General features: G+C 66.6%; 11 protein-coding genes and 2 pseudogenes. 5 read left to right on the forward strand and 8 right to left on the reverse strand.

Annotation, left to right across the window (positions count from 1 at the left end; all coding sequences use genetic code 11):
- Positions 1-474: 474 nt before the first annotated feature.
- Positions 475-909 (forward strand): hypothetical protein, encoded by a 435-nt coding sequence (locus tag ACPTTF_RS25020; protein WP_423368650.1) that lies wholly within the window; start codon positions 475-477, stop codon positions 907-909.
- A gap of 546 nt (positions 910-1455) precedes the next feature.
- Here the strand turns inward: ACPTTF_RS25020 and ACPTTF_RS25025 are convergent.
- From ACPTTF_RS25025 to ACPTTF_RS25040, 4 genes and pseudogenes are all read right to left on the reverse strand, one after another.
- Entirely contained in the window at positions 1456-2391 is a 936-nt protein-coding gene (locus tag ACPTTF_RS25025) for a universal stress protein (RefSeq protein WP_166952696.1), read from the reverse strand.
- Between the two features lie 209 nt (positions 2392-2600).
- Positions 2601-3983, reverse strand: coding sequence for an amino acid permease (locus tag ACPTTF_RS25030; protein WP_166952699.1), 1383 nt, complete (start codon positions 3981-3983; stop codon positions 2601-2603).
- Positions 3984-4424: 441 nt separating this feature from the next.
- A pseudogene (locus ACPTTF_RS25035) lies at positions 4425-4694 on the reverse strand (cytochrome P460); the annotation flags it as partial.
- Positions 4695-4754: 60 nt separating this feature from the next.
- Positions 4755-4928 (reverse strand): annotated as a pseudogene (locus ACPTTF_RS25040) (transposase); the annotation flags it as partial.
- 25 nt (positions 4929-4953) lie between these two features.
- Here ACPTTF_RS25040 and ACPTTF_RS25045 point away from each other — a divergent pair.
- Both ACPTTF_RS25045 and ACPTTF_RS25050 read left to right on the forward strand, forming a co-directional pair.
- A complete protein-coding gene (locus tag ACPTTF_RS25045; protein ID WP_423368651.1) occupies positions 4954-5271 on the forward strand; it encodes a hypothetical protein in 318 nt (105 codons plus the stop codon).
- A 167-nt stretch (positions 5272-5438) separates the two neighbouring features.
- On the forward strand, positions 5439-5879 hold the full coding sequence (locus tag ACPTTF_RS25050; RefSeq protein WP_423368652.1) for a hypothetical protein: 441 nt from the start codon (positions 5439-5441) through the stop codon (positions 5877-5879).
- A gap of 442 nt (positions 5880-6321) precedes the next feature.
- Here ACPTTF_RS25050 and ACPTTF_RS25055 read toward each other — a convergent pair whose 3' ends face one another.
- The 3 genes from ACPTTF_RS25055 to ACPTTF_RS25065 form a co-directional block, all read right to left on the reverse strand.
- Positions 6322-7347: a VTT domain-containing protein gene (locus ACPTTF_RS25055; RefSeq protein ID WP_166952711.1), complete on the reverse strand. Its 1026-nt coding sequence runs from the start codon at positions 7345-7347 to the stop codon at positions 6322-6324.
- 185 nt (positions 7348-7532) lie between these two features.
- Positions 7533-8039, reverse strand: coding sequence for a cupin domain-containing protein (locus ACPTTF_RS25060; RefSeq protein WP_423368653.1), 507 nt, complete (start codon positions 8037-8039; stop codon positions 7533-7535).
- A 384-nt stretch (positions 8040-8423) separates the two neighbouring features.
- The gene (locus ACPTTF_RS25065; RefSeq protein ID WP_423368654.1) at positions 8424-8894 is read right to left on the reverse strand and encodes a universal stress protein; all 471 of its coding nucleotides are present in this window, start codon (positions 8892-8894) and stop codon (positions 8424-8426) included.
- 322 nt (positions 8895-9216) lie between these two features.
- On the opposite strand from ACPTTF_RS25065, the gene ACPTTF_RS25070 reads away from it, so the two are divergent.
- Positions 9217-11325, forward strand: coding sequence for a PAS domain S-box protein (locus tag ACPTTF_RS25070; protein WP_423368656.1), 2109 nt, complete (start codon positions 9217-9219; stop codon positions 11323-11325).
- On the forward strand, positions 11322-11969 hold the full coding sequence (locus ACPTTF_RS25075; protein WP_006483707.1) for a response regulator: 648 nt from the start codon (positions 11322-11324) through the stop codon (positions 11967-11969). Before ACPTTF_RS25070 ends, ACPTTF_RS25075 begins: the two co-directional genes overlap by 4 nt.
- 75 nt (positions 11970-12044) lie before the next feature.
- Here the strand turns inward: ACPTTF_RS25075 and ACPTTF_RS25080 are convergent, their stop codons facing one another.
- The gene (locus tag ACPTTF_RS25080; protein WP_423368657.1) at positions 12045-12449 is read right to left on the reverse strand and encodes a lysozyme inhibitor LprI family protein; all 405 of its coding nucleotides are present in this window, start codon (positions 12447-12449) and stop codon (positions 12045-12047) included.
- Positions 12450-12454: the final 5 nt, after the last annotated feature.

Below are 12454 nucleotides of genomic sequence, written 5' to 3' on the forward strand. Positions count from 1 at the left end.
CGCCGGCGCGTGTTTGCGCGCGATCAACGGCACGTTGCGTGCCGCCGTGCCGATCCGTCCCCGAACCGGCCGCGCATGATCCGCGGCGCAAACTGCCCGCGAACGAGACTGGAAGCCCTGCCACGCCACCCCGGGGCGCGGCACCGGCTGGCGGGCGAACGATGGAACGCTGCTCGACGCCGATGCAGTGGCGAACTTAGACCGGCCGAAAACATGCGTCAAGCGACGTCCGCCACGTGCTGCCCATTCGTCGGAACGAACGGGCCGGATCGTCGCCGGGACGGCCGATCGGTCGCCCTGCGTGTCAGCGGATTCCGATACGTGCCGCGCAATACCTGACAGCGACTTCAGCGCGCGCTGCTTGGCAGCGCACTGGCGCGACACGATACTGGTGACATGGACGAAAGGTTCATACGGGTCATCGCTCAGCCGGCCGTCGAGCCGGCATGCGGGGCCTGGCGCAGGAGACCAACCATGGGACATCGCAACTTACCGGGCCGGGACGGCCAACGGCGCGCGGCGGGCAACGCACGCGCCCTGCCCGCCCGGGCCGCGTCGGGCGGCAACCGTCCGTCCGACGATATCGACACCTTGCTTGCGCTCGCTCGCGAAGCCGGGTTGCTCGTCACCCTCGACGGGCAGATCGGCCGCGAAAAGTACCAGAGCGTCGCGGGCTCGGTTCTCGCGCTGCAACGGTTTGCCGCGGCGCTGTGCGCGCGGGCCGCACCCGACGCGCCGGCCGTTGCCGAGCCTCGCCGCAAGGCGCGCCCCGGCTGGCCGCATGCCAACCGCCTGCGCAACCGCACGTGCAGCGTGTGCGCGCCGCTGCATGACGCGCGCCAGCGCCCGCGGGTGCGGCGCGGCGCGGGCCGGCGACACGACTTGCGGTCGATGCTTCGCACCGGCTGAGCGTGCCGGCAGCCGGCACGGCACGGCTCGGGGGCCGTGCAACGGCTGCACATCGCGTAACGTCGGCAGCGCCTGCCGCTCGCCGTGCCTGTACGACAACGGCGCGCTTGCCGCGACCATCACCGGTTCACATCGGCGCAACCGCGCGCCATCACGCATCACGACGCGCCGTTTCACACGGGCGCCATGACAACGATTCCTGCGGGGAATGCCATCCAGACGGGGCCAACTACAACACGAACGCGGAAAGCGGACGGGGTGACTTGCACCCCGCCCGTCCTCCAAGGCAGCCGTCGGCTGCCTACCCTCGTGCCAGAGAGTTCTCGGTCGGATGACGCGCCGTGCATCGCACGTCGCGGCTCCGGAAAATGACGTGACGCCGGTGAATGTACCGTCGCTCGCTGCCTTCGACGCTCGCGTGGTTGCGCGGTACATGCACGACAGACCGGCTGCGTGGCCGGATGTTCCGTCAATGTCTCACGCGATATGCGCGCCGTTTCTGATGCAGATCAACCCAGGCCGGTTTCGATCTCGACAGCGCGCGATTTACTCGGTACCGCGCACGAGCAGCACGGGCACCTGCGCGAGATGCGCAACGCGGCGCGCGACGCTGCCGATCAGCCAGGCGGCGATACCGCGCCGGCCGTGCGTGCCGACCACCAGTAGTTCGGCACGCCAGTGCACGGCATCGCGCATCAGCGCGTGGGCCACGTCGTCGCTGGTCGGGCGGGTTTCGACGACACTGCGCTTGGTCGGGTTCCCGGTCGCATGGAACAGCGGGCCGATCTTCGCGAGTGCATCCTCGCCTTCCGCGCGATAGGCATCCTCGAGCGCGCGCACCGGCACGATATCCGTCAGACGAACCGCGCGATCGATCACGTATGCCGCGTACAGCAGCGTCGTCGGCGTTGCGAAGCCGAGCCCGACGCGCACCGCGTGCAGCGACGGCTCGCTGCCGTCGACCGCGAACATCAGCCGCTGCAGGCCGCCGTCCGACGGCAGCGCATAGGCGGCCGGCACGATCAGCAGCGCGCAGCGCGCGCGCGTCGTCAGCGTGTCCGACATCGCGCCTTCGACGAGGCGCAGCAGCCCGTGATGCGGATTCGCGCCGACCACCAGCACGTCCGCACGCCATGCCGACGTATCGCTCACCAGCGCATCGGCCACCGAGCCGCCCGTCACCGACGTATCGACGATGGCCTGCTCGACTTCGATGCCGCTATCGGCGAACAGCGCCGCGATCCGCTCGTTGACGGCTTGCGCTTCGCGCATCATGTCCTCGCGCGCGGACGTCAGCAGCGCGTCGATGCGCGGGATATCGGGCAGGACGAGGCGCGGGTTGTCGATGGCGCAGACGATACGCAATCGCATGCCGGGACGCAGCAGCGTGCGCGCGTAGCGTGCGGCGGACAGCGATTCGGGCGTCGGATCGACGGCCAGCGCGATCCGCGCAAGTGTCGGGATGGGCTGGGCAGGCTGCATGGCGAAGGCCTCCGTGCGGGCGGGGCGTCGTGGAACGACGACGGGGGCTTCGCGCGGAAGCGGCGCGCGGCGGCTGGACAGCCGCAGCGGCCGCGAGGACCGGCGGGGTGCCACGCGAAGCGCGGACAATCGATGCGTTCAGCATAGGACGTCCGGCCCGCGCGCGCATGATCGCGATCAAGGGTCGCGCGGGCCCCTGCCCGTGCCGCTTACGACTTCGTCGGTACCGATGCCGCCGGACGGTTCGCGTAGAACAGCGCATACGCGATCCCGAGCAGCACGATCCATACCGGCCCGATCACGAGCGCGACGCGCGTGTCGGGCGTGAACGCCATCAGCACGACGACCAGCACCAGAAAACCGAGTGCGACGAACGAACCGAGCGGATAGAACGGCACGCGGATCGGCAGGCGCGCGATCTTGTCGGCCGACAGCGTGCGGCGAAAGCGCATCTGTGCAATCAGGATCACGCACCACGTCCAGATCGCGCCGAACGTCGACACCGACGTGAGCCACGTGAACACGTGCTGCGGCGCGAGATAGTTGAGCAGCACGCCGATCAGCAGCAGCGCGACCGACAGGATCACGCCGTACACCGGCACGCCGTTGCGGTTGACCTTGCCGAGCTTGCTCGGCGCCTGGCCCTGCTGCGCGAGGTTGTAGAGCATGCGCGCGGTGCTGAACAGGCCGCTGTTGCACGACGACAGCGCCGCGGTGAGCACGACGAAGTTGATGATGCCGGCGGCAGCCGGGATGCCGAGCCGCGAGAACGTCATCACGAACGGGCTGCCCTGCGTGCCGATCTGGTCCCACGGGTAGAGCGACATGATCACGAACAGCGCGCCGATGTAGAAAATCAGCACGCGCCAGAACACCGAGTTCACGGCCTTCGTCAGCGACTTCTCCGGGTTGCGCGCCTCGCCGGCCGTGAGGCCGAGCATCTCGACGCCGAGATACGCGAACATCACGATCGGCAGCGCGGCGATCACGCCGTTGATGCCGTTCGGCATGAAACCGCCGTGCGCCCACAGGTTCGAGAGGCCGATCGCGACACCGCCGTTGCCGATGCCGAACGCGATCATCAGCCCGCCGCCGATGATCATCAGCACGATCGTGACGATCTTGATCAGCGCGAACCAGAACTCGAATTCACCGTACAGCTTGACCGCGATGAAGTTCACCGAGCCCATTGCCATGAGCGCGGCGAGCGCCCAGATCCAGTTCGGCACGCCGGGGAACCACATGTGCATGTAGACGCCGACCGCCGTGATTTCAGCCATGCAGGTGACGATCCACACAAACCAGTAAGTCCAGCCGGTCAGGTAGCCGGCCAGGGGCCCGAGGTAGTCGCGTGCGTAGCGGCTGAACGCGCCGGCGACCGGGTTGGCGATCGCCATTTCGCCCAGTGCGCGCATGATCAGGAAAATGGCGATGCCGCCCAGCAGGTAGGTCAGCAGGATGGCCGGGCCGGCGACGCGGATCGCGGTGGCCGAGCCGAGGAACAGGCCGACGCCGATCGTCGCGCCGAGCGCCATCAGGTTGATGTGCCGCTCTTCCAGCCCGCGGTGCAATTGGTCTTCTGGTTGTTTCAAGTCCGTCTCCTGGCACCCGCGAACGGGCCGCCGTCATTGTCGATGTCAATGCGCGACCGTTCATGCCGATCCTGGCATGCCGAAAACGAAATAATCTCCGCCGTCGTTTTCCGATTTGGAAACGACATGAATACTGCGTCAATCCGATGGGAATCGCCGCGGATTAACCGTATTTTCCGGAACAATCCGGAATACGGATCGGGCCTTTCACGGAATACGCCCGTGTGGCCCGTGTGACGCGGCTGTGCGCGTGACGGACGACAACGGGATCAATCGCTTTCGGCGCGAACGAACGCGCGTCGAATGTGCGCTATCAGGCGCACGCAATATGCAGGCGGGATTATATGGAGGATCAGCGGTTTCACGCCAGTCGATTTTCGTGGAAATCGCGGTGGATGAAACTGGCGGCGGAATTCGAATGCGTGCGGATCTCGCACGGATTTATCTGGACAGCATCGCGCGCACCGTATATTCGCCTTCAATCGCACCATGTTCCGGCCGCACAAAATCCCGCGACGCATCGAGATCCGCCGGCAGCGGCTCGACCGGGAAGCCGTGCTTCTCCCATGCGTCGAGATCGCCCTTCAGCGCGCGGATATTGTGAATCATCTTCTTGCACTGCATCTTCGCGATCAGGCGCTTCGCCGTTGCGTCGTTCGGGCACGCCAGCAGGACCGGAACGCCAAGCCCGACGGGAAGTGTACCCATCAACCAAGCTGTATCAGGGACACTTCTCATGCAATGGCAACCATCGCCAAGCGCAAAGGCGCACGCGGTGTCCATTTCCAACGCGCCGTCACGCGCCAGCCTGACCCAGCGGCGCAACACGTTATCGTCGATGTCGAGGCCGTGCGCAATCTGCGCGACGTTTGCGCCAGGCTCGTTACACGGCCGCACGGCTTCTCGCTTGATTTCGTCGGTGAAGTGCCCTTTTGTTCTGCTCATTTCGTCCCCGTCGGATTACATCAGCTTGGCTGAGGTGTCCGGGAGATGCGGAGTCGCGGCGGTTGTCGCGCGGCTTGGCACAGCCCGCCGGACCGAGCAGCGGGTATCTCCGGGGGCGATGACCGTCCTTCCAAGGCGGATTGGCGGCCGCAACGATACGAACGATAGCGCCGAAATCGTGCTTGCCCTGCAGGTCACAAAAATCTGCCCCTTAATCGGCAGGACATGCAAATACCTTGAACAATTTTCGCTTCCAGTCACTCAAATTAAATTATTACACCAAAAAAGTAAATTATTACAGCAATCCTCAAGTATTAATAACGAGAAAACTATTTCAATTTGATGCTTCACAATATCTGACAAAATATTCTTTGAGTTAATGCAGTCGCCACATAGAATAAGGCTGCCCGATAGATTCAGCGAGAATCGAAAGGCAGCCCAATTTCATCGAGGCCGGTATTTTCATTCTTTAATTGGGATTTTCATTAATCAGGAAAAATGGAGATTGATATGAGCACGCAAGCCGCATACTCCGAAAATGACCTTCCCCCCATCTCCGAGGCGGAGGCGAAGGCAGGCTACACCGATTCCAGGCAATATGATGGACAGCGCATCAAGGGGACCGACGGCCCCATCATCTACCTCGTGATTAATGGGGCGCGCCACACCATTCCGGATTGGACCACATACGAAAACTTGTTCATTCCGGGGAGCCCCATCAAAACCAACAATTCTCTCGTTTCCCGCATCCCATTGGTCGGGGCGCTGTCCAACGGAGCCTATCTCGCCCAAGGAAAAACGAGCGGATCGAAATATTTGGTGACGAACGGTCAGAAGCGTTTGATTCCGGATGAAGCCACATTCGAGAATTTTTCTTTCAATCCCAAGAAGATCAATCTCCTTGACGACAATATTCTGAATTCGATCAACTGGGGTGAAGACATCGACTGATTGCTCTGCTCCGCGCGTCGCGCGTCAGGCGTGCCCGGCCATCACCAGGACGACGTAGAGCGACCGTCTTGACGCGGAGTCGTGGCGGTTGTCGCGTGGCTCCGCGTGGCCTGCCGGACCGAGCAACGGGTATCACCGGGGCGGGGGAGCGTAGGCAGTGCCGCATGCTCCCCCGCCCCTCCCTGCAACGCCGCTTTTACTGAATCGGCGTTGAGGTTTCGGAGCGTTTGTCTAGGACGGGGCGGCGCAGTTTGCACCTGAGATCGCACATCCGGCCGGTGCGCGGCAGGTAGCGCTCGGCGGCCTTGTCGGGCGTCGTGGCCGCGTCACCACAGCAACGGTTCGGCACGGACTGCACGATAGCAACTGCGCGAGTTTCGAAAGCGTCTGGAAGCCACGTTCCTCGTACCCGATGATCTGAAACAGGAACAGCCACCCGCCATCACTTCGACAACGTCGCGCGCACCGTATATTCACCTTCGAGCGCACCGTGTTCCGGCCGCACGAAATAACGCGACGCGTCGAGATCCGCCGGCAGCGGCTCGACCGGGAAGCCGTGCTTCTCCCACGCATCGAGGCCGCCCTTCAGCGCCCGGATGTTGTGGATCATCTTCTTGCGCTGCATCTTCGCGATCAGGCGCTTCGCGGTGGCCTCGTTCGGGCACACGCAATAAACGACGATCGGCCGCTTCAGCAGTTCCGGGTCGAGCAGGTCGGGCGAATCGAGATCGACCGGCACCGCGCCGGCGATCCGGTAAGGTTCGCGCTCGCGAATCGCTTTCGGTCGTGCGTCGAAGATCAGCGGCGGCTCGTCCGACGTCATCATCTCGACGAGCTGCGGCGGCGAGATGCGCACCTGCGCGAGATAGCGGCGGAACTGCACGCGACGCACCCAGCGGTACAGCAGGAAGGTGATGAAGATGGCGAGGAACGCGTCGAGGATCGTGCCGCCGCTCGCGCGCACCCACAGCACGAACTGGACGATCTGGTCGTGAATGGCCGCGCCGCCGACCAGCCAGAACGCCGCCCACAGCGACGCGCCGGCCAGATCCCAGAACAGGAACACGCCGACACCGATCGCGGTCGTGCCGAGCAGCGGCGCCGACACGAGGCCGAGGCCCGGCAGGAACTTGGACAGCACGAGCAGCGGCGCGCCGTATCTTTCGAATACGTTACGCGCGAAACGCAGCGTGGTGTCGAGCGACAGCGAGAAGCGCACGAGGCCGTTCAGCAGGCGCCGGCCGCGCGTGCGGCCCATGAAGAACCACAGCGAATCGGCCAGCATCGTCGCGCCGATCGCCGCCGCGAACATGCTGACCCAGGACGCCTGCCCCATTGCCGCCATCGTGCCGCCGAGAATCAGCATCGGCACGGCCGGCACCGGCACGCCGAGCTGCGTGATCAACACGCTCGCGAACACGGCCCACGGGCCGAGCGACGATGGAATAGCGATGGGAAAGTGCCACACGGCGGCGCTCCTGGAAGACATGCGGCCGCGCGACGAGGGCCGTCGGTACGGCTGGGCAACGGCCGCCGCGGCACGTCCGCAGCCGACCTGTGCATGACGGGCATTCTAAACGGGTTTGGCCGCGATCGCGCGGAACACGCACCGTCGGCGCGGGCTTCCGGCAGTGGTCTGCACCGCCATCGCGCTCACGCGTCCGGGCGCGGCGCGAGCCGGGCGACGTGTTGCGCGTAGTCGGGAAACGCGGCGGCCAGCGCGGCCGCGTCGGCCAGTTCGAATTCCGCGAACTCGAAGCCCGGCGCCACCGTACAGCCGACGAGCGCGACGTGCTCCGGCGCCGCGCAGCGCGCGCCGAACCAGCTCCCGCCCCGCACGACCGCCTGGAACACGGTGCCCGGATGCGTGAGCGGGTTGCCGAGCCGGTGGATCGTCAACCCGTCGCGCTCGTCGAGTACCCACACCTCGATCGGATCGCCCGCATAGAAATGCCAGACTTCGTCGGAACGGATCCGGTGCCATGACGAGTACGCGCCATCGCACAACAGGTAGTAGATCGCCGTCGACGCGGCGCGTGGCGCGCCGTCGGCCGGACGCACGACCGAATCGGTCGCACGGTAGGTTTCGCGGAAATAGCCGCCTTCCGGATGCGGCTGCAGGTCGAACTGGCGAATCAGGTCGGTAGCGGAAATCGGCATGGCGGATGACGTCGGTAAGGTGAGGAACCGGGCACCCGGCGCGGCGGCTCGCTTCGCTCGTCGCGAACGCGATCGCATGCCGCCGGATGCCGCTGCGTCGAACGCCGCGGCCATGCGCGCGGCGAACAAGCGGATACCGACCGATGCTGCCAGAACTGCGTGTCGGGATGCAACTGTGGCCACGCGATTGCGCCCGTGACGGTACGTCGGGCGTGCAGCCCTCGCCCGGCCCCGATGGGACAGAAGCGATAGCCGCGCTCACACGCCGAGCGTCGACCGGCGTGTCGTGCGTTTCCGCTTTCTCAGGCCATCATCCGACGAATGCGCGAGACGGTCGCCGCCCGCGACCGCCCGTGCATCAGCGTCAGCGCCTTGCTGCGTGCGTCACGCAGTCGACGGCGCGCCGGGCTCGCTGTGCCGCACCAGCAGCACGGGCCGGTCGGCCGCGCGCAGCAGCGATTCGGCGACGCTGCCGAGCAGCAGCCGGCGCAGGCCGTGCCGCCCGCTCGTGCCCATCACGATCAGGTCGGCATCGGCTTCGGCCGCCGTGCGCATCAGCACCGTGGCGACATCCTCGCCGTAGGCGTCGAGCGCGCGCACGGTGCCTGGCACATGCTCCTGGGCGAGCACCGCTTTCGCATCGTCGAGCACCGGTGTCGCGGCAGCGGTCGCAGCTGCATCGCCATCGCGCTCGGCCGCGAAGCCCGCATCGACGTCGACGAGCTGCGGCCGGTGCTCGACGACATACGCGCAGGTGACTTCGCCGCCGGACGCCGCCGCGATCCGGATCGCCTCGTTCAGCGCGAGACGCGCGCTCGGGCTGCCGTCCAGCCCGACGAAAATCCGCTTGTACATGGTCCGTCCCTCCGACCGGGCACGCATCGCGCGTTGCGCGACGACGGCCCGTTATCGCCACCCGGCCCGGTGCCGGCTGGCCTGCCGAACAGTCTGCCCCACGTGCCGACGCGCCCGTTGATGCGCGTCAAGTGCGGCCGATGCGCCCGCTGCTGCGCGCCAGTTGCCGCAATTTCTAGTGACCCCATTACAAAAAACGTGTAAATCGCGCACAATTTCATCTTGAAAATAGACGTTGCGTGCAGCCGGTGCGAGTTTTGCCTGGTTTTGCTGCGCTGCCCCCGTGCCACGGGGCGGCCCCCGACAACAGAATGGCCATCGAATGACCGCAAGTGGAACCCCGACGCGTGACGCCCGAGGGCCCACGCGCCTCCAGATCATGTTACGCCAGCCGCTCGCGGCCGGCGTTGTTGTGCTGTGCGCCGGCGCGGCGCTGTCGCTCGGCGTCGCGTTGCTCGTGCGCGAGCAATGGCAAGGCGCTGTCCATACGCGTTTCGAACGCCGCACGACGCACGTGACCGCGATGCTCCGCCACGAGCTGCAGTCCGGCGTTGCCGTGCTCGAAGGCGCGCGCGGCGCGTTCAGCCTCGTCCCGGGCATGACGCCCGAGCAATGGCGCCGGTATGCGGACCAGCTCGATCTCGACAGCGGCCGCTCGCCGGTTCGCCAGATCGGCTATGCGCCGCTGCCGCCCGCGACACGCACCGCGCTCGCCGCCGCCAAACCGATGCCGGCCGGCACACTCGCGGCCGCCGCGCTCAGCGCGCCGGCGTCGAATTCACCCGTCGTGCGCTTCGGCGCATCCGACGCGGCGCCGCTCGCGCGCGCGCTGCAGACCGGCGACATCGCGCTCGGCGTCCACCCGGCCGACGACGACACGTCCCGCGACGCCCGCACCCTCACGCTGTTCCTGCCGGTCGCGGGGTCGCCGCATGCAGCCGCCCCGCCGTCCGGCACACGCGAAGGCGCCGCCGACGGCGTGCTGTTCGCGGCGTTGAGCCCGCGGCGCCTGATCGAGCGCGCGCTCGACGCGGAACGCGGAATCGACGTGTGGATGACCGCCGGCGGCGACCGGCGTGCGATCGTCAGCGTCGAAACGACGACCGACGAGGCGTCGGCATCGCCCGACCTGATGCGGCGCACCGACGAGCTGAATTTCGGCGGCACCGTACTGACGCTCGCCTATTCCGCGGACGGCCGCCCGAGCGCGACCGGCGCGCAGCGTGCGGCCGGCACCGTGCTCGCGGCGGGGCTGATCGCGTCGATCGCGTTCGCGGTGCTCGTCCATGCGCTGCTGCGCGGCCGCACCGGCGCCGCCGATTCCGGCGCGAGCAGCCGCGGTATCCTCAACGAGGCACGGATGATGGGCATCATCCGTTCGTCGATGGAAGCGATCATCACGATCGACGAAAAACAGACGGTCGTGATCTTTAATCCGATGGCCGAGCAGGTGTTCGGCGTGTCCGCGATGGAGGCGATCGGTGCGCCGCTGTCGCGCTTCATCCCCGAACGGTTCCGCGCCGCGCACGCGAAGCACGTCGACCAGTTCGGCGTGACGGGCGTGTCCGAGCGGCAGATGGGCCGCCAGCGGGTGCTGTTCGGGCTGCGCGCGAATGGCGAGGAGTTCCCGATCGAGGCATCGATCTCGCAGATCCGCGACGCGTCTGGCAAGCTCTATACGGTGATGCTGCGCGACATCACCGAGCGGCTGCGCGCGGAGAACGCGCTGAAGCTGTCGCGCGAGGAGTTGCGCGAACTGTCGGCGAACCTGCAGAACGTGCGCGAAGAGGAAAAGACCCGCATCGCGCGCGAACTGCACGACGACCTCGGCCAGCAGCTCACCGCGCTGAAGATGGATCTGTCGGTGGTCGAGCAGCAGCTGCGCGTGCCCGGCCGCGCGCCCGACGAGGGCGTGCAGTCGCACCTGCAGGGCATGCGGCGGTTGATCGACGCGACAGTTGCCTCGGTGCGGCGCATCGCGGCCGACCTGCGGCCCGTGATGCTCGACGATCTCGGCCTCGTGCCCGCGATCGAATGGCTCGCGAACGATTTCACGAACCGCTACGGGATCGATGTCGAGCGACACATCGAAACGGGCGGCCTCACCTTCACCAGCGCAGGCGCGACCACGTTGTTCCGGATCGTCCAGGAAGCGCTGACGAACGTCGCGCGCCATGCGGATGCGACGCGCGTTGCGCTGCGGCTCGACGTCGAGGAAGGCTTCTGCGTGTTGCGCGTCGCGGACAACGGCCGCGGCTCGGCGCCCGGCGGCCCGGCCCACGAAGACAAATCGTTCGGCCTGATCGGCATTCGCGAACGCGCCCACATGCTGGGCGGCACCGTGACGATCGACACAGCGCTCGCGCGCGGTTTCTCGATTACGGTCGCATTACCGCTCGGCACAGTACAACAGGAAACGCTCATCACATGATCAAGGTGCTCATTGCCGACGACCATACGCTCGTACGCGACGGTCTGCGGCACATCCTCCAGAACGCCACCGGATTCGAGGTGGCCGGCGAAGCCTGCGACGGCCCGTCGACGATCGCGCTCGTGCGCGCCACGCCCGCCCAGGTGCTCGTGCTCGACCTGTCGATGCCGGGCCGCAACGGCGTCGAACTGATCAAGCAGATCAAGGACGAGAAGCCCGCGCTGCGCGTACTCGTGCTGACCATGCACGCCGAGCAGCAATACGCGGTGCGCGCGTTCCGCGCGGGCGCGTCGGGGTATCTGACGAAGGAAAGCGCGAGCGCCGAGCTGGTCGGCGCGGTCACGAAGGTGGCGTCGGGCGGCGTCTACGTGAGCCTGGCGATGGCCGAGCAGTTCGCGCAAAGCCTGAACGAGCCGGCCGAGACGCTGCCGCACCAGCGGCTGTCCGACCGCGAATTCGACGTGTTCCGGCGGATCGCCGCCGGCCAGACGCTGACCGAGATCGCCAACGCGCTGTGCGTGAGCGCGAAGACGGTCAGCACGTACAAGACGCGGATCCTGGAAAAGATGCAGATGCCGCACGAAGCGGCGCTGGTGCGTTACGCGATGCGGCACAAGCTGCTCGACGAAACGGACGACGTGTAACGGACGACGTCTGGCAGCGAATGGCCTACGCCGCCCGCCCGCGCGGCATGCGCCCGACCGGGCGGCGCACCCCGCTTACCGGGCGGGCACCGGGCACGCGAGATCGCCTTCCTCGCAGGACAGGTAGCCCTTCAGCGTTTCGGTGCGCGCTTTCGTCAGATCGTCGAGGCAGGTCGACACGACCATCGGATACGCGCTGCCGCCCTCGGCGTTCGCGCTGGAGAAGTTGCATTCGGCATCGCGGTACGCAATCCATGCACGCTGCGCATTCACGAGTTTGTCGGCGAGCGGCCGCGCATCGCGCAGGCGCGCGGTGACGGCCTGGTAGGTCCGGTTCAGTTCCCCGTCGGATTTCTTGTACGCGCGGTCGGCGCATGCCGTCATCGCCGCCTGATCCGTCGCGTCGGCACAATTCGCCTGCGCATGGGCGACGCTCGCCGTCAGCGCCAGCGCGCACAGCAGACCGGTCAAGACACGCATGGATG

This window comes from Burkholderia crassaminum (assembly GCF_964265005.1).
Lineage (GTDB): Bacteria > Pseudomonadota > Gammaproteobacteria > Burkholderiales > Burkholderiaceae > Burkholderia.